Origin of the sequence: Phaeobacter inhibens DSM 16374 (assembly GCF_000473105.1) — a bacterium.
Classification (GTDB): Bacteria; Pseudomonadota; Alphaproteobacteria; order Rhodobacterales; family Rhodobacteraceae; genus Phaeobacter; species Phaeobacter inhibens.
Genome location: NZ_KI421498.1, coordinates 3123340 through 3139119, shown reverse-complemented (window position 1 = coordinate 3139119; position 15780 = coordinate 3123340). Strand labels below are relative to the sequence as shown.

Genomic DNA, 15780 nt, shown 5'->3' with positions numbered 1-15780 from the left:
GCAAGCAAGGTGATCACCCCAACGCTGCCCATCAGAACAAGAATGACATGGTATTCAAACTTGTCGGCAACCTTTAATAAGGGATCATGTGTATGATCGTCGCGGCCAGTGTCCTGCAGTTTGCGCACTCGCGTTTAGTATCTGGCTGGAAGCAAGTTTTGACCGTAGGTTAGCCAGATGGACATGCATAGTATCACGCCAATAGCGGCTTTCGATGTTGAAAAAGGCAAAGCGACAGCGATCGGTGGCGGCCCTTTGGACCTGAATGCCAGCCAAGGCTACCGTTGGATACACGTCAATTCGCAAGATGAAGCGCTGCGTCCATGGGCGAAGGAGCATCTGCCGGACATCGCTGCCCGCGCACTTTGGCAAAGTGAAACACGTCCTCGCTGTGAACGATTGGATGACGGCCTGATCCTGAACTTGCGCGGCGTCAACCTGAACCCGGAGTCCGATCCAGAAGATATGGTGTCACTCCGTATGTGGATCACTGAACATGCGATTGTGTCGGCACGGATACGAAAAGTGTGGGCGTTAGATTCCATCCGACAATCCGCCGAAGCAGGGGCGGCCCCTGAAACCGCCGGCAAGTTCTTAGCAGAGCTCACGTATGGGCTTACAAGCCGCATCGAGACTGTTTCACTTGGACTGGAGGAACAAACGGATGAACTGGAAGAAGCTATTGCAGAAGGCAGGCGTATACCAACTGGCAAGCTCGGAGATATACGGCAAGCTGTCATCAAAATGCGCCGGTTCATCAATCCACAGCGCGAGGCGATATCTATGCTTGCCACATTGGAAAACTGGATTATTGCGCCAGATGAATTGGCACTCTTGCGTGAGACTGCGAACCGCACTCGACGTATTGTTGAAGAACTTGATGCGACACGCGACCGCCTCTCTGCATTGCGGGACCATATCGATGCGGATCGCGCGCATGCTCTCAGTCGAAACAGTTATGTGTTGTCGGTTGTGGCGGCAATTTTTCTGCCGCTTGGCTTTCTGACCGGCCTCTTTGGCGTCAATGTGGCCGGAATGCCAGGAACGACCGCGCCATCTGCGTTTTGGGTACTGGCCGGGGTGTCAGCCGTAGGTGGCTTAGCGCTGTTTCTGATATTCAAGTTTGCGAAGTGGCTTTGAGGGATTAATCGATCATGGTACGCAGCTTACTTCCGCTTTCAGCGCTTCTCATGGGCTCGGCCTTCCTGCTGTTTGCCGGTGGGGTCAATGGACTGATCTTGCCGATCAGAGGGGAAGCCGAGGGATTTACGGCGGCTTCCTTGGGTTTGCTGGGTACAGGCTGGGCGGTTGGCTATGTCGCCGGATGTATGCGAACGCCTGCCTTGGTCGCCCGCGTCGGTCATATCCGTGCTTTTGGTGCGATGTGCGCAATTGCAGCGATTGCCGTCTTGCTGTCGCTGGTACTGATCACGCCATGGGTCTGGATACCTGTACGGGCTTTATCCGGTTTCTGTTTTGCCGGGGCGGCAATGATCGTGGAAAGTTGGCTAAACGAACGCGCGGATGCATCCTCGCGTGGTCGCATCTTCGGCATCTACACAATGGTCAACCTGGCTGCGACGACCGCGGGGCAGATGGTACTGACGCTGGGAGACTCAAACGGGTATTTCTTCTTTGTACTGGCCGCTATGGTCTATTGTCTGGCGCTCTTGCCGACCGCGATCAGCGCTACCACAACGCCGCGCCCACTGACACAGGTTTCCTTGGATCTGCGAGGTCTATGGAAAAACTCACCCATTGCCGTCTTTGCGGTGCTGATGGTTGGCGTATCAAATGCTGCCTTCGGGACACTTGCGGCTGTTTATGCCGCGAGGATCCAGCTGGAACTCGACGACATCGCGTTCTTTGCCAGTATTCCCATCCTTGCCGGGGCCGCGATGCAAATCCCTGTTGGTATTGCCTCAGACAAATTTGACCGCCGCAAGGTTCTGATTGGCGTCACTGTCTTTGCCTTGCTGGCGGATGCTCTGTTTCTGTTCACTGGCGCCACGCAACCGCTCGTCGTGCTCGCGCTTTCGGCGCTTTTTGGGGCAACGGTATTTTCGATGTATCCGGTGATTGTGGCCCACGCGAACGACCATGCAGAGCCGGGCACGTTCATTCAGGTCAGTGGGGGGCTTTTGCTGGTGTTTGGGATCGGGTCGATTGTCGGGCCAACCGTTGCGGGTTTTGCAATGACATCCTTTGGCGCGACCAGCCTGTTTGCAATTACCGGGGTAGCGCATATCCTGCTTGTCCTATTTGCACTGCTGCGCTTGAAGATCGCGCCACCCGTCACCGCCGAAAACAAGGCCTTGTTCCAAGCCAAGCCACTCGCGCGTGGGTCTACGCCCGAAACGGCAGCTCTTGCGGCGGATCAATCTGAACTGGATGCCGATCAGCCATCCCAAAAGCCAACAAACACACCTCCTGCGGAGAACGACCCAAAAGAATGAGCGCTATGGCTTTGCTGCACAAACGGCGTGAGGGCCTGCAAATATCCTGGACGGGCACTCTGGCACAAGTTGACCGGCTATCACCGCCGAGGCCCCGTCGAAAGCAGCCCTTTCGGGACAGTGATGCGCACTGCCCTGCCGGTCAGCGGATGGACTGTGTCAAACGCGTTGACCAAGGCATCATGGCACGAGACTTCGACCGACAGGTCGCTGAACTCCAGATCCCGATCGCGGTGCTCAACCGCTACAGCGCTCTCGGCATACCACTCACAGAGCCCGTAGGATAAGTCCGTCTGGGGAAAGGAAAAGTGCGCTCAAATCCCGATTTGTGCAACAAAGCCTACGTGCAGTCACAATAGAAACGCTCTATCGCAAAAGGCAGAACTATCTGTTCGTATCAAAAGGAGGTAGTGGCGGACCGAGGAGGATTCGAACCCCCGACCCCTTGATTCGTAGTCAAGTACTCTATCCAGCTGAGCTATCGGTCCACTGCGGCGGGGTTTATGCGCAGCGGCGCGCGGGTGCAAGCCTAAAATGTCAGCCTTTCGCATTTTTGCGCGTCCGGCGCGTCTTACCCACGATAAACCCTCAGAGAGTCCCGTCGCCCTTGGGCAGACAGATGTCAAACACGGTGCCCTCCGGACCGGTTTCGCGCAGAACCACCATGCCGCCATGACCGCGCGCCAGCTCATCGGCGATGGCAAGGCCCAGGCCGGTGCCGCCCTTGCGGATGCCGCCCTGGAACGGGGTAAAGAGGTTTTCCCGCGCCTTTGGCGGCAGACCGGGGCCAGTATCCGCAACGGAGATCCACCAGCTTTCAGTGTCTTCGCGGGCAGAGAGGGTGATTTGCCCCTCCTGCCCCGTGGCCTCGATCGCCTGACGCGCGTTGCGAACCAGGTTCATCACGATCCGAAACAGCTGTTCGGGATCGGCCCGCAGGCTCAGATCCACAGGCACCTCATTCAGGAACCGGATCCGCCCCTCAGTGCCGCCTGCCAGGCTCTCGCTCTCCAGAATATCCTCGACCTGCCCATACAGGGCCACGCGGCCAAAGGTTGGCGCCGGCTCCTCCGCCCGGCCAAACGCCAGCGTCCCCTCACAAAGCGACACCGCGCGGGTGATCGAATTCACCAGCTTAGGCGCGAGGCGGCGCACCAGCGGGTCTTCACTCATCTCGATGCGGTCGGTGAACAACTGCGCCGACGTCAGGATATTGCGCAGATCATGGCTCACCTTGGCCACCGCGCCACCGAGCTGCGCCAGCCGTTCGCGCTGTTTCAGCGCTTGCGTCAGCTCGGTCTGCAACTGCATCAGCGCCTCTTCGGCCTCGCGCAGCTCGCGCACCCCGGCGCTGGGGTGGATAATGCCGCGGGCGTCCTCCGGCGCGGCGGCATAGCGCTGCATATAGCCGATGACGCCCTTGATCGGTTTCACCATAAAACGGCGCACCGCCGCAAACAACAGCACTGCGGTAAAGATGGAGATCACCGCCGACAGCAGCAGAATGCGCACGCCATAGTCGATCATCGCATCACGCAGCCCGTCCGTCTCAATCGTGATCTCAATCAGCAGCCCGGCGTCACGCACTGGCGCGCCAATCACCCGGATGATCTGATTTTCCGGCGTCACCAGCCGCTGCATCGCATGGCCAATCAGCGCAAACGGGCTGCTCATCCTCAGATCATAAGTGCCCGATATCGGAGCCGGTATCGGCGAAGACAGCACCAGCTGGCGCACTTCATCCCGTCGCAGAACCACGTTGAAAACGCCCGCGTTTTCCAAGAGCTCTGCCTCCAGCTCGGTCTCCAGCATATCATCTGCAAGCAGCGCCAGCGACGCAATCTGCGCCCGTTCCAGCCGGTCTGCCAGATAGTCGAGCCGGAACCGAGAGATGGAGGGCACAAAGATCAGGATCTCGGCCAACATCACGAAGACCGTGGTCAGGATCAGGAATCTGCCTGAAAGCGTGTTGAGCATTCAGCCCCTTCCGGCGTTACGGGAGCCAGCGCTGCACAATTTGCACCACTCGTTTCACCATTGGACTATCAAAAAGCCGTGGCGAGAAATAGGCCCCTGCGACGCGTTTATTCACCTCCGATATGGTGGGATACGGCGCCACCATGCCCGCGACCTGGCTCATCTTCAGGTTATTGGCGATGGCCATGGACCACAGCGCCACCAGCTCCCCCGCCTGATGCCCGACCACAGAGGCCCCAATAGGACGCCCCTTGACCACCATCACCTTGATCAGACCTTTGCTCTTGCGCTCTGCCAGCGCGCGGTCGTTGTGGTGATAGTCAAACCGTGCAACCTCCAGCCGGTCGCCATGTTTCTCGCGTGCGTGCGCCTCCGTGAGGCCAACCTGCGCCAGTTCCGGCGCGGTATAGGTCGCCCAGGGAATGTGACTGGTCTTGGCCTTCGACGGCAGCCCAAACAGGATCGAGCGGATGATCACGCCCGCATGGTAGCCGGCCACATGGGTGAACTGCATCCCACCGGCCACATCGCCAATGGCATAGACCCGGCGGTTGCTGCTGCGGAGGCTGTCATCCACCACCACGCCTGCCCGATTGGTCTCAACGCCTGCGACCTCCAGGTTCAGCTTGTCGATATTGGCCTTGCGCCCGACCGCCATCAGGAGATGGCTGCCGTCGAACACCCGGCCATCTTTTGCGGTGACGCGAATGCCGCCACCCTCGGTGGAGGCAATAGTCTCAGCCTGCGCGCCCTCGGCGATCTCAATGCCTTCACCGCGCAACTGGTCCAATACGATGGACGCAAGCTCCGGATCATCTTTGCCCAGCGCCCGGTCACCCTCGATGACGGTCACCTTGCTGCCCAGCCGGATATGGGCCTGCGCCATTTCCATACCGATGGGGCCGCCGCCGATAATCAGCAGATGATCGGGCCGCTCGCGCAGATCAAACAGGGTTTCGTTGGTGAAATACGGCACATCCGCTAGCCCATCGATGGGCGGCACGAGCGGAGAGGAGCCCGTGGCAATCACAATGCGCCGGGCGGTGATGCGGTGCTCTCCCGCCTCGACCACGCGATCATCGACGAACCGGCCATAGGCGCGAATAACCCGCACGCCAAAGCCTTCAAACCGCTCCTGACTGTCCACCGGCGCAATGGTGGCGATCACGTCCTGCACGTGATCCTTGGCGGCAGCGTAATCCACCACCGGCATCTGATCCGCGACACCATAAGCGCTGGCGTGGGCCTGACCATAGGCGACCTTGGCGCTGGCCAGCAGCGATTTCGACGGCACACAACCGTAGTTCAGGCAATCGCCGCCCATCTTGTGCCCTTCCAGCAGCACAACGTCGGCGCCCATCTGGCTGGCCCCTGCCGCAACAGAGAGACCGCCCGACCCGGCGCCGATCACGAGAAGATCGCAGGTTAGCTCTTGCATGGTCACTGCTCCTTTCCGGGGGTCGCGGGACGGCGTTTCTTCAGCAGGATTGGCAGTGCCGCCAAGACACACAGGCCAAGGATCGGCCCGATCACAAACGGCTCCCACAGGATCGACAGATCCGGCGTCTCCCCCCGGTCAAACACCGCGCCAAGGCCCACGCCAATCCAAGTAAAGACGATGGCGCCGGGGATGATACCAACCGCCGTGGTCCACAGGAAATTGACCAGCTTCACCCCAACCAGCGCGGGCAGCAGATTGGCGACAAAAAACGGCACCGCAGGCACCAACCGCAACAGCAACAGCACCTCGATCTCATTCTCGCGCAGGGCCTGTTTGAGGATACGCACCCGTCCCTCCGCCGCTTCCAGCCGGTGGGTCAGCATCGCCCCAAGCCCCCAGCGCGCCGCCAGAAAGATGCCAACAGCCCCGACCGTGGCCGCCAACACATTGAACACCGTGCCCGCAACCAGTCCAAACAGGAACCCGCCAGTGACCGACGCCACCGCAGCACCGGGCAGCGAGAAGACGACAATCACCACATAGGCCAGAACAAACAGACCAACGAGGCCAAGGTAGTTATCATCGCGAAACGCCATCAGCGCCACCCGGTTGTCGCGCAACGTCTCAAACGTCAGATAGTCGCCCAGGGTCATCGCGCCGATCACCGCCACCACCAGCACCAGCGCCAGTGGCAGGAACCGGGTCAGCGCAGGCGTCTTCTTGCCCCGCCCTCCCGATTCGCCTGCCGGGGCCACGCCCCCAGAACGATCTGCGATATCTGGCTGGTCGGACTGATCGGACATCTTCTGTAAATCCTGCTGTCTTGGGCCATGGCTGGCCGGTCATATACTGTTCCGCAGCTGCGGCCGGGGCTGGGGGTACCGCCGCCGCAGGCCTTTGTCTCTGGCTATCCGGTAAATGGGCCCTGTACGAGCATAGACGCCGCCTCTTCACGTCCGCTTGATCATCCCCTGCGAAAAAGTGAGCCAAACACCAATCTGCCCCCTGTCTGTTACAATTCTCTTCTGTTAGAGAGCCTCCAGCGTCCGGTTTTCATGGAAATGTTGCATTTCACGCAGAAAACAACCGCGTTGGGGTTTGACTCGCAGGTCATTCCCTTCTAGAGACCGGGCTTCGAGATAGACCCCCGGGTGGCCGATTCCGCGCCGTCCCGATGTAAACAGTTGGAGACCGGAGCGATGAAACGCACCTATCAGCCTTCGAACCTGGTTCGCAAACGCCGCCACGGCTTCCGTGCGCGCATGGCCACCAAGGCAGGCCGCAAGATCCTGAACGCACGCCGCGCACGCGGTCGTAAGTCGCTGAGCGCGTAATCGCGCCCAGTTCTGTTCAGACAGACATGACACCGCCGGAGACCCCCAAGGATGGCTCAGCTGCCCAAGGGATCAGGTCTCCGGCGGTGTCCGTTTGCGTATCTGATAGTTTGACCCACCCCCTGCCCCGCCCGCAACCTGATGTAATCGCCAAACGCCGCGACTTTCTCGCGGCGGCGCGCGCCCGACGTCAGGGCACCAAGGGGATGATGGTTCAGGGCCGCAAACGCCACGCGGACGATTCCGTCGGCGATGGCATTCGCATGGGCTTTACCTGCTCCAAGAAGGTCGGCAATGCGGTGGCCCGCAACCGCGCCAAACGCCGACTGCGCGAGGTGGCGCGGATGATTCTGCCAATCCACGGCCGCACCGGCTGGGACTACGTGCTGATAGGCCGTGCAGGCGAAACCGCTGACCGCCCGTTCGACGATCTGAAAAACGATCTTATCTACGCGCTGAAGAAAATTCACGGCAAGTAATCACAACAGGCAAGGCCCGCGCCTTCCGTTGCGCCTTACTCCGCAGCCGCGACACCCCCGCAGATTGCTATGGGGCGCCGTCGCGCCTATCTAGGCGCCATGACTCCGCTCGCCCATCTCTTTGCTCTGCCCGTGCGCGCCTATCGGCTGTTGTTCAGCCCCTGGGTTGGCTTTAACTGCCGATACCAGCCCACCTGCTCGGCCTATGCGCTGGAGGCACTGGAGAAACACGGCGCCATTCGGGGCGCCTGGCTCACCGCGCGCAGGATCGGCCGCTGCCACCCCCTTGGTGGGGATGGCTATGACCCGGTGCCCGGCTGTGACCCCGAACATGACCGCAGAACACGCGACACGGCTACAGGCGACAAGTAATCCGCTCAGAGCTTCTCAAAGAAGATCGTGACCTCACCCAGCGTGACGCCATAGCGGCTCATATACGCTTTGTTCAGCAACCTGCCGTCCTCCAGAAGCCACATCCAGTCATCAAACGTCACCCGCATGGTATCGCCACCGGGCACTGGCAGATCAATCGTGTAGCCCCAGTTGAAGGTATCACCGCGCTCTTCCCCCTTGGCGATGCCCTGCACCCCATCGGCGCTACCCTCCCAGGTATTCTCGCCTGTCTTGGTCAGCGACCAGATCCGCTGCTCGGTACTGCCATCGGCGTAGCGGAAATCCTCCGCCAGCGTCAGTACACGGCCGTCCCATTCACCGGTAATATCCACCTTGAACCGGCGCCGAACAGTGCCGAACCGATCCGCGAACTGCCCATAGGCAACCGTCTTGCCCTCGAAATACTCTTCCAGATTGAAGGTCTTATCACTCAGCTTCTCATCTGTCAGACTGGGCCGCCCGCAGGACGCCAGTGCCGCAACAGCTGCCGCCCCCGCGCCAAGAGCCGCCCAGCGGCCGATCCGAAACCGGCGTGGTGTTTCCGTCGCAATTGCCATGTCTCACACCTCATCTTTGTCTTGTTCCTCTTGCCCTTGGCTACGCAACGGCCCCGATTTTGGATGACTCTGCCACGCCGCCCATCCCCCATCCGGGCCATTGCAACGGGTCTTCGGAGCCTTTTCTTCTTGGCAAAACGCCGATCCTCGGCTAGGGCGCGCCCATGCTTGATGATGATCTGGACGATATCCACCCGCTGTTCGCCGGCGCCCCCTCGACTACGGAGTTCAAGAAGCTCCGCAAACGGATCGTGCGCTACGCGCGCGAGGCGATCGACCAATATGGCATGGTGGAACGGCGCGAGGATGGCAGCACACCGAAATGGCTGGTCTGTCTCTCCGGTGGCAAGGACAGCTATACCCTGCTCGCGGTTCTCTATGAACTGAAGTGGCGCGGCTTGTTGCCGGTGGATCTTCTGGCCTGCAATCTGGATCAGGGGCAGCCCGGTTTTCCGGCCACTGTGCTGCCGGAGTTTCTGGAAAAGATGGGGGTTCCCCACCGCATCGAATATCAGGACACCTACAGCATCGTGATGGATAAGGTCCCGCAGGGCCGCACGTTTTGCGCGCTCTGCTCGCGTCTGCGGCGCGGCAACCTCTACCGGATCGCGCGGGAGGAAGGCTGCTCTGCGGTGGTGCTGGGCCATCATCGCGACGACATTCTTGAAACCTTTTTCATGAACCTCTTTCACGGGGGCCGTCTGGCAACCATGCCGCCGAAACTGGTCAATGAAGAGGGCGATCTGTTCGTGTTTCGCCCCCTCGCCCATGTCGCCGAGGTGGACTGTGAGAAATTCGCCAAGGCCTTGAATTATCCGATCATCCCCTGCGATCTTTGCGGCAGTCAGGATGGGTTGCAGCGCCAGCAGGTCAAGCAGATCCTCGATCAGTGGGAATCAAACAGCCCGGGACGCCGTCAGGTGATGTTCCGCGCCCTGATGAACGCCCGCCCGTCGCATCTGCTGGACCCCAAACTGTTCGATTTTTCTGCGCTTATGTTGAAAAATCCCGATTTGGGGGCAGATTCTGATGAGATTCCTGATTTGCGTTAACTTGCCGGTCAGACCGCGACCTTAGTCTACAGCAGGCACTATATGCCGTAGGTGAAAGGTCTACAGATGACAAAAACGCTGTCGCAGACGCTGACACAGGTCAGGAAACGGATTGCCCCGGTGCTGCTCGGGCCGCCGCTGCTTGCGTTTTTACCCGCTATGACACTGGCGACCTTCTGGCTGGCCGGCGAGGCCGCGTTGCTGGCCGTGGCCCTCGGTCTGCCGCTGATCTTTGCGGCCTCAGGCGGATTTGCCTATTTCCGTCGCCCAACCATGCCCCGCGACAGCCTCACCGGCATGATGATGCGTGACGGGTTCAAGGAAATCGTTTCCGAAGTATATGACAGCGCTGCCGATACCGGCCTGCGGTCTGCGGTCTTCATCGTCGAACTGGATGATTTCAAGGAACTGGCACAGCGCCACGGACAGGAAACCGCCGATCAGCTGGTCAACCGCTGTGGCGACCGCATCATTTCTATCCTGCGCCCGCAGGATTACGTCGCCCGCATCGGCGATTCGCGTTTTGCCATCTGCCTGACACCAGTCTTGCAAATGGATCTCGAACTGGCGATCCAGATGGCCGGTCGCCTGCAGGCCTCCATCGAAGAGCCGATTGCCGTAGATGGCGCCTCGCTCTACGTATCTTGCTCAATCGGCTTCTGCCTGCACAGCCGCACCCCCCGGCCAAGCGGCAACGACTGGATGAGCGCAGCCTGTACCGCGCTGCTGGACGCCCAGAACAACGGCCCCTCAGGCATTCGCGCCTTCTCTCCCGAGATGGATCAGCGCAGCAAGGCGCGCGGCGATATGTTGGACGAGGTGACCGAGGCACTGGAGAATGGCCAGATCCAGGCCTGGTTCCAGCCACAGATCTGCACAGACACCGGCCGCGTCTCCGGATTTGAAGCCTTGGCCCGCTGGGCCCATCCGGTGCGCGGCATGATCGCGCCGATGTCCTTCCTCCCGACATTGGAAAGCGCCGGTCTGATGGAACGTTTGAGTGAAATCATGCTCTACAACGCGCTGACCGCACTCAAGGCCTGGGATGCCGCTGGTCTCAATGTGCCCTCTGTTGGCGTGAACTTCGCCACTGATGAGCTGCGCAACGCCAATCTGGTGGAACGGATCACCTGGGAGCTGGAGCGGTTTGGCCTCACGCCGGATCGGCTCAGCATCGAGATCCTCGAAACCGTGATGACGGATCGTCCGGATGATATGATCGTGCGCAATATCGCCGCCCTTGGCGAATTGGGCTGCGGCATTGATCTGGATGATTTTGGCACCGGCCATGCCTCTATCGCAGCGGTTCAGCGCTTCCGCGTCTCGCGCATCAAGATTGACCGCTCCTTCGTGATGAAGGCGGACCGCGATCCCGAACAGCAGAAACTGATCGCGGCGATTCTGACCATGGCCGAACGGCTGGATCTGGCCACCCTCGCCGAGGGGGTGGAGACCGTCGGCGAACACGCGCTCCTGTCTCAGCTGGGCTGTGATCATGTGCAGGGCTTTGGCATCGGCCGCCCTATGCCCTTTGACCAGACGCTTGACTGGATTGCCGCCCATGAGGCCAAGCTGCAAGAGGCCCCAACCATCGGGCGCCAAGGCAACTAACAGGGCAACTCGTCAGGGGAGCCAATCAGGGCAGCTAACCTGGGCAGACATTGCGCAGGGCATCCAGCCGCCTTGCCTGCCCCGCGCGACCGTTGACCATGATCAGTCCGCTCAACTGAAGGCCGCCTGTCTGCGCACGTCGCCCGCCTGACCTGCCAATCCTCCCCAGACCTTGTTCCGTCACCCCAATCCTCTTCGCCCCGGCATCGGGCCTGATACGGATCCAATGCGGGCCAGGCCTCGGCCCGCTCTTCCGGTCCTTTCGCCCGCCCTCCCGTCCATCGTGAGGTGGCAATCCCGTATTTTATAGCAGCGATACAGGGAAATACCCCGTCAACCGCGTCGCGAGGCCGCCATGGGGGCGATTCCGCTTGACCTTTGGGGGGCATCTCTGTTGAACCACACCCTGTCATTCCATACACGAGGTGGCAGTCCCCAATGGACGATCAGAACAAGAACCTTCTTCTCGCAACCGCGCTTAGCTTCCTGGTGATTCTGGGGTGGTATGTCTTTTTCCCACCGCCAGAACCGCAGCCCCAGCCGGACGCTGTTGTTGCAGAGACCGCACCTGCAGGCGACGTTGTGAGCGCACCAGCCGCCGCCAGCCCCGCAGCTGGCAGCGAAGGCGCCGCTGTCACCGCCGAGGCTGAGACCGCCGCCGATGCGCCGCGTCTCGCCATCGAAACGCCCCGCGTCTCCGGCACCATCTCCCTGCTGGGCGGTCGTCTCGACGACCTGTCTCTCAAGGACTACCGCGTCTCGCTGGAAGAGGATGCCGCCATCGTCAAGATGCTGTCCCCTGCTGGCGATCCGAATGCCTATTACGCGCTCTATGGCTGGGCACCGGGTGCCGGTCTTGGCCCTGATGATGTGCCCGGAGCCAACACCCTGTGGCAGGCCGAAGGCGACGCGACCCTGACGCCGGACAGCCCGGTCACCCTGACCTGGGACAATGGCAAGGGCCTCACCTTCAACCGCACCATTGCGGTCGATCAGGATTATCTCTTCACCATCACGCAGTCGGTGACCAACGCCTCCGGCAGCACGGTCGCGCTGGCGCCTTACGGCACATTGGCCCGCCATGGCGAACCGCAGGATCTGAAGAACTTCTTCATCCTGCATGAGGGCGTGATTGGCATGGCCGACGGTACCCTCGCCGAAATCGACTATGACGACATGACCGATTTCGAAGTGGACGACCGCAGCGGTGCCCGCGCCGAGGTGACCCAGGTCGAAACCAATGGCTGGATCGGTTTCACCGACCACTACTGGATGTCGACCCTGGTGCCAGAGCCGGGTCAGGCCTTCCGCTCCATCGCCAAATTCGATGAGCGCCGCGAGATCTATCAGACCGATATCGTGCTGCCGACCGTCACCGTTGCCGCTGGCGACACCTCTGAAGTCACCACCATGCTGTTTGCGGGTGCCAAGGAATGGGCCACCATTCGCGGCTATCAGAAAGACGGCATTGAGGGGTTCCTCGACAGCATCGACTGGGGTTGGTTCTTCTTCCTGACCAAGCCGATCTTTGCGGTTCTGCACTGGCTGAACGCGTTGATTGGCAACATGGGCTGGGCGATCATCGGCCTGACCGTATTGATCAAGCTTCTTGTTTTCCCGCTGGCCTATAAATCCTATGCCTCCATGGCGAAGATGAAAGAGCTGCAGCCGCGGATGGAGGAGATCAAGGAGAAGGCGGGCGACGATCGTCAGAAACTCCAGCAGGAGATGATGGCGCTCTACAAGAAGGAAAAGGTCAACCCGGCCGCCGGCTGTCTGCCGATCCTGATCCAGATCCCGATCTTCTTCTCGCTCTACAAGGTGATCTTCGTCACGCTGGAACTGCGTCACGCGCCCTTCTTTGGTCCGTTCCAGGATCTGAGCGCGCCGGATCCGACGTCCATCATGAACCTCTTTGGCCTGCTGCCGATGGCAGCCCCGGTCGAGGGCACGCTGATGGCGACGATCTTCATCGGGATTCTGCCGATTCTCCTGGGTATCTCCATGTGGCTACAGCAGAAACTGAACCCGGCGCCGACCGATCCGACCCAGCAGATGATCTTTGCCTGGATGCCGTGGGTCTTCATGTTCATGCTGGGTGGGTTTGCCTCGGGTCTGGTGGTTTACTGGATCGCGAACAACACCATCACCTTCACGCAGCAGTATTTGATTATGCGCAGCCACGGCTACAAACCCGATGTGTTCGGCAATATCAAATCCGGCTTCAAAAAGACGCCAAAGGCTGAAAAGAAATGAGCGAAGGCATAACTCATATCTGGCGGCATCCGATCAAATCACATGGTCGGGAGCCGCTGGAGAGCGCCTCTTTGGTCGCCGGGCAGTGTCTGCCCGGCGATCGCGTTTGGGCGGTCGCCCATGAGGCCTCCAAGGCTGACGGCAGCGCCTGGGTGCCCTGCGCCAACTTCAGCCGTGTCGCTAAGGCACCGCAGCTGATGGCGGTAGAAGCCCGCTACGACACGGCCACGGGCAAGGTGACACTGACCCATCCGACACAGGATGCGCTGACCTTCACCCCTGATAGCGCGGCTGACCTGCCCCGGTTCCTTGACTGGGTACGCCCCCTGATGCCCGAAGACCGCGCCGCCTCCGCCCGCATTCTGCGGGTGCCGGGACGGGGCATGACCGACAGCGATTTCCCGTCGATCAGCCTATGCAACTGGGCGTCTCACCGCGCAGTGGAAGCCGCCATCGGTCATCCGCTGTCGCCGCAGCGCTGGCGCGGCAATATCTGGTTCGACACAGGCACCGCCTGGGAAGAAAACGACTGGATCGGCCGCAATGTACAGATTGGCGAGGCGGTGTTGACCGTCCGCGAACGTACCGTGCGCTGTCTGGCCACCACGACCAATCCCGAGACCGGCGTCCGCGACGCCGATACGCTGAAGACCCTGCGCGACACCTGGGGTCATCAGGACTTTGCTGTCTATGCAGAGGTCATCCAAGACGGCGCGATCCGCGTCGGCGATACTGTAAAGGTGCTCTGATGCAGATGCCGTTCCCCCTGGCCGAAACGCCAGATGAAATCATGACCGAAAAGGGTCGCAAACTGTTTGCCGGACAATCGGAATTTGTCAAAGGCGTGGTTGCGATGTCCGGCCTACCGCCTGCCGACCGGATTGAGGTCTGCTTTGCCGGCCGCTCCAATGTGGGCAAATCCAGCCTGATCAACGCGCTGACCGGCACCAAAGGTCTGGCGCGGGCCTCCAACACGCCGGGGCGCACGCAGGAAATCAACTATTTTACCCAAGGCCCTGAACTGTATCTGGTCGACCTTCCGGGCTATGGTTATGCCAATGCGCCCCTACCTATCGTCGAGAAATGGCAGCGCCTGCTGAAACAATATCTCTCCGGCCGTCAGACCCTGCGCCGGGCCTTTGTGCTGATCGACAGCCGCCATGGGATCAAGAAGGTCGATGACGAGATCATGACCCGGCTCGACAGCTCTGCCGTGACCTTCCAATGCGTGATGACCAAGGCGGACAAGGTCAAGGACAAGGATCGGGCCGTCGTGATGGAACAGGTGCGCAGCGCCCTCTCCAAACACCCTGCCGCCTATCCGGAGATCGTGATGACCTCCTCGGAGAAAGGCGACGGCATTGCCACCCTGCGGTCCATCATCGCCGGGCTTGAATGACGCCAGTCCCATTCAGTGAAATGACAGACGCCCCCGTGATCCGCTGATCCGGGGGCGTTTTGTCTCTAATGCGCAAGGTAGAGCCGATATCAGACGTGTTGGGCGCCGTTCACTTCAATCTCCGCGCCCGAGATATACGAGCTTTCGTCAGAGCAAAGATAATAGATCGCTGCGGCCACTTCTTCTGGCTGGCCCAACCGCTGCAGCGGCAGTTTCTCGACAATCTTATCTGTGCCCGGCGACAGGATCGCGGTCTCCACCTCCCCCGGCGCGATCGCATTGACGCGCACGCCCAGAGGGCCGAAGTCATGCGCCATCTCGCGGGTCAGCGCCGCCAGCGCCGCCTTCGAGGTGGCATAGGCCGCCCCCGCAAACGGATGCACCCGGCTGCCGGCAATCGAGGTCACATTGACAACAGATCCCTTGGCGGCGGCCAATTCATCCTTCAGCCCCCGTGCCAGCACCACGGAAGCAAAGAAATTCACGTGGAACACCTTGCCCCAGGTCATCAGGTCAGTGTCCAGCGTGTTCAGTCGCTCCCCCTCCGGCCCCTTGGGCGAGACGCCGGCATTGTTAACCAGCGCATCCAGCTGCCCGTTCAGCAGCTCCTGTATTTCACCTACCTTATTTATTGTGTCGGTCGGATCGGACAGGTCCACCTGCACATGGTTTTCCTGCCCTCCACCCCAGGGACATTCGGCAGGAAAGGGCTGGCGCGAACAGGTGATCACCCGCCAGCCTTCGGCATTGAACCGCTGCACCGTCGCATGGCCAATGCCCCGGCTTGCACCGGTCAACAAAAGGGTTTTCTTGCACATCTCACCA

15 protein-coding genes, 1 tRNA gene and 1 pseudogene are annotated in these 15780 nt (G+C 60.5%); 11 read left to right on the top strand and 6 right to left on the bottom strand.

The window, feature by feature from the left end; translation table 11 throughout:
- The first annotated feature begins 177 nt into the window (after nucleotides 1-177).
- From INHI_RS0118940 to INHI_RS20980, 3 genes and pseudogenes are all read left to right on the top strand, one after another.
- On the top strand, nucleotides 178-1140 hold the full coding sequence (locus INHI_RS0118940) for a zinc transporter ZntB (RefSeq protein WP_014875952.1): 963 nt from the start codon (nucleotides 178-180) through the stop codon (nucleotides 1138-1140).
- 14 nt (nucleotides 1141-1154) lie between these two features.
- Entirely contained in the window at nucleotides 1155-2456 is a 1302-nt protein-coding gene (locus INHI_RS0118935) for an MFS transporter (protein WP_027248577.1), read from the top strand.
- Between the two features lie 27 nt (nucleotides 2457-2483).
- Nucleotides 2484-2743, top strand: a pseudogene (locus INHI_RS20980) (hypothetical protein); the annotation flags it as partial.
- Between the two features lie 124 nt (nucleotides 2744-2867).
- Here INHI_RS20980 and INHI_RS0118925 read toward each other — a convergent pair.
- The 4 genes from INHI_RS0118925 to INHI_RS0118910 all read right to left on the bottom strand — a co-directional run bounded on the left by INHI_RS0118925 (nucleotide 2868) and on the right by INHI_RS0118910 (nucleotide 6677).
- Nucleotides 2868-2944 (bottom strand) — tRNA-Arg (locus INHI_RS0118925).
- Nucleotides 2945-3044: 100 nt separating this feature from the next.
- Nucleotides 3045-4433, bottom strand: a complete 1389-nt coding sequence (locus INHI_RS0118920; RefSeq protein WP_014878944.1) for a sensor histidine kinase — start codon at nucleotides 4431-4433, stop codon at nucleotides 3045-3047.
- Nucleotides 4434-4449: 16 nt separating this feature from the next.
- Nucleotides 4450-5871, bottom strand: a complete 1422-nt coding sequence (locus INHI_RS0118915) for a dihydrolipoyl dehydrogenase family protein (protein ID WP_027248575.1) — start codon at nucleotides 5869-5871, stop codon at nucleotides 4450-4452.
- Between the two features lie 2 nt (nucleotides 5872-5873).
- On the bottom strand, nucleotides 5874-6677 hold the full coding sequence (locus INHI_RS0118910) for a TVP38/TMEM64 family protein (RefSeq protein ID WP_027248574.1): 804 nt from the start codon (nucleotides 6675-6677) through the stop codon (nucleotides 5874-5876).
- A gap of 396 nt (nucleotides 6678-7073) precedes the next feature.
- On the opposite strand from INHI_RS0118910, the gene rpmH reads away from it, so the two are divergent.
- From rpmH to yidD, 3 genes are all read left to right on the top strand, one after another.
- Nucleotides 7074-7208, top strand: a complete 135-nt coding sequence (rpmH, locus tag INHI_RS0118905) for a 50S ribosomal protein L34 (RefSeq protein ID WP_005980833.1) — start codon at nucleotides 7074-7076, stop codon at nucleotides 7206-7208.
- Between the two features lie 26 nt (nucleotides 7209-7234).
- Entirely contained in the window at nucleotides 7235-7687 is a 453-nt protein-coding gene (rnpA, locus tag INHI_RS0118900; protein WP_027248573.1) for a ribonuclease P protein component, read from the top strand.
- Nucleotides 7688-7786: 99 nt separating this feature from the next.
- Entirely contained in the window at nucleotides 7787-8059 is a 273-nt protein-coding gene (yidD, locus tag INHI_RS0118895) for a membrane protein insertion efficiency factor YidD (RefSeq protein WP_014875958.1), read from the top strand.
- Between the two features lie 5 nt (nucleotides 8060-8064).
- On the opposite strand, the gene INHI_RS0118890 is transcribed toward yidD, so the two are convergent.
- A complete protein-coding gene (locus INHI_RS0118890; RefSeq protein ID WP_014878940.1) occupies nucleotides 8065-8637 on the bottom strand; it encodes a DUF3833 domain-containing protein in 573 nt (190 codons plus the stop codon).
- A 164-nt stretch (nucleotides 8638-8801) separates the two neighbouring features.
- Between INHI_RS0118890 and ttcA the strand changes: the two genes are divergently transcribed.
- The 5 genes from ttcA (at nucleotide 8802) to yihA (ending at nucleotide 14955) form a co-directional block, all read left to right on the top strand.
- Nucleotides 8802-9689 carry a tRNA 2-thiocytidine(32) synthetase TtcA gene (gene ttcA / locus INHI_RS0118885; RefSeq protein ID WP_014875960.1) on the top strand — a complete coding sequence of 296 codons (888 nt, stop codon included), beginning with the start codon at nucleotides 8802-8804 and terminating at the stop codon, nucleotides 9687-9689.
- Between the two features lie 66 nt (nucleotides 9690-9755).
- Nucleotides 9756-11300, top strand: coding sequence for a putative bifunctional diguanylate cyclase/phosphodiesterase (locus INHI_RS0118880; RefSeq protein ID WP_027248572.1), 1545 nt, complete (start codon nucleotides 9756-9758; stop codon nucleotides 11298-11300).
- Between the two features lie 438 nt (nucleotides 11301-11738).
- Nucleotides 11739-13556 (top strand): membrane protein insertase YidC, encoded by a 1818-nt coding sequence (gene yidC, locus INHI_RS0118875; protein WP_027248571.1) that lies wholly within the window; start codon nucleotides 11739-11741, stop codon nucleotides 13554-13556.
- Nucleotides 13553-14305 (top strand): MOSC domain-containing protein, encoded by a 753-nt coding sequence (locus tag INHI_RS0118870; protein ID WP_014878936.1) that lies wholly within the window; start codon nucleotides 13553-13555, stop codon nucleotides 14303-14305. Before yidC ends, INHI_RS0118870 begins: the two co-directional genes overlap by 4 nt.
- Complete coding sequence (gene yihA / locus INHI_RS0118865; RefSeq protein ID WP_027248570.1) at nucleotides 14305-14955, top strand: ribosome biogenesis GTP-binding protein YihA/YsxC; 651 nt, start codon at nucleotides 14305-14307, stop codon at nucleotides 14953-14955. The genes INHI_RS0118870 and yihA overlap by 1 nt, the downstream gene beginning before the upstream one ends.
- Nucleotides 14956-15044: 89 nt before the next feature.
- Here the strand turns inward: yihA and INHI_RS0118860 are convergent, their stop codons facing one another.
- A complete protein-coding gene (locus INHI_RS0118860) occupies nucleotides 15045-15773 on the bottom strand; it encodes an SDR family NAD(P)-dependent oxidoreductase (protein ID WP_027248569.1) in 729 nt (242 codons plus the stop codon).
- Nucleotides 15774-15780 lie beyond the last annotated feature (7 nt).

What these genes read in the sequence shown, in the direction of transcription:
- INHI_RS0118920 (WP_014878944.1), bottom strand. Translation starts at nt 4,433, where the DNA reads ATGCTCAACACGCTTTCAGGCAGATTCCTGATCCTGACCACGGTCTTC.
- INHI_RS0118870 (WP_014878936.1), top strand. Translation starts at nt 13,553, where the DNA reads ATGAGCGAAGGCATAACTCATATCTGGCGGCATCCGATCAAATCACAT.
- rpmH (WP_005980833.1), top strand. Translation starts at nt 7,074, where the DNA reads ATGAAACGCACCTATCAGCCTTCGAACCTGGTTCGCAAACGCCGCCAC.
- INHI_RS0118890 (WP_014878940.1), bottom strand. Translation starts at nt 8,637, where the DNA reads ATGGCAATTGCGACGGAAACACCACGCCGGTTTCGGATCGGCCGCTGG.
- INHI_RS0118915 (WP_027248575.1), bottom strand. Translation starts at nt 5,871, where the DNA reads ATGCAAGAGCTAACCTGCGATCTTCTCGTGATCGGCGCCGGGTCGGGC.
- rnpA (WP_027248573.1), top strand. Translation starts at nt 7,235, where the DNA reads ATGACACCGCCGGAGACCCCCAAGGATGGCTCAGCTGCCCAAGGGATC.
- yidD (WP_014875958.1), top strand. Translation starts at nt 7,787, where the DNA reads ATGACTCCGCTCGCCCATCTCTTTGCTCTGCCCGTGCGCGCCTATCGG.
- INHI_RS0118880 (WP_027248572.1), top strand. Translation starts at nt 9,756, where the DNA reads ATGACAAAAACGCTGTCGCAGACGCTGACACAGGTCAGGAAACGGATT.
- INHI_RS0118935 (WP_027248577.1), top strand. Translation starts at nt 1,155, where the DNA reads ATGGTACGCAGCTTACTTCCGCTTTCAGCGCTTCTCATGGGCTCGGCC.
- INHI_RS0118940 (WP_014875952.1), top strand. Translation starts at nt 178, where the DNA reads ATGGACATGCATAGTATCACGCCAATAGCGGCTTTCGATGTTGAAAAA.
- INHI_RS0118860 (WP_027248569.1), bottom strand. Translation starts at nt 15,773, where the DNA reads ATGTGCAAGAAAACCCTTTTGTTGACCGGTGCAAGCCGGGGCATTGGC.
- INHI_RS0118910 (WP_027248574.1), bottom strand. Translation starts at nt 6,677, where the DNA reads ATGTCCGATCAGTCCGACCAGCCAGATATCGCAGATCGTTCTGGGGGC.
- ttcA (WP_014875960.1), top strand. Translation starts at nt 8,802, where the DNA reads ATGCTTGATGATGATCTGGACGATATCCACCCGCTGTTCGCCGGCGCC.
- yidC (WP_027248571.1), top strand. Translation starts at nt 11,739, where the DNA reads ATGGACGATCAGAACAAGAACCTTCTTCTCGCAACCGCGCTTAGCTTC.
- yihA (WP_027248570.1), top strand. Translation starts at nt 14,305, where the DNA reads ATGCAGATGCCGTTCCCCCTGGCCGAAACGCCAGATGAAATCATGACC.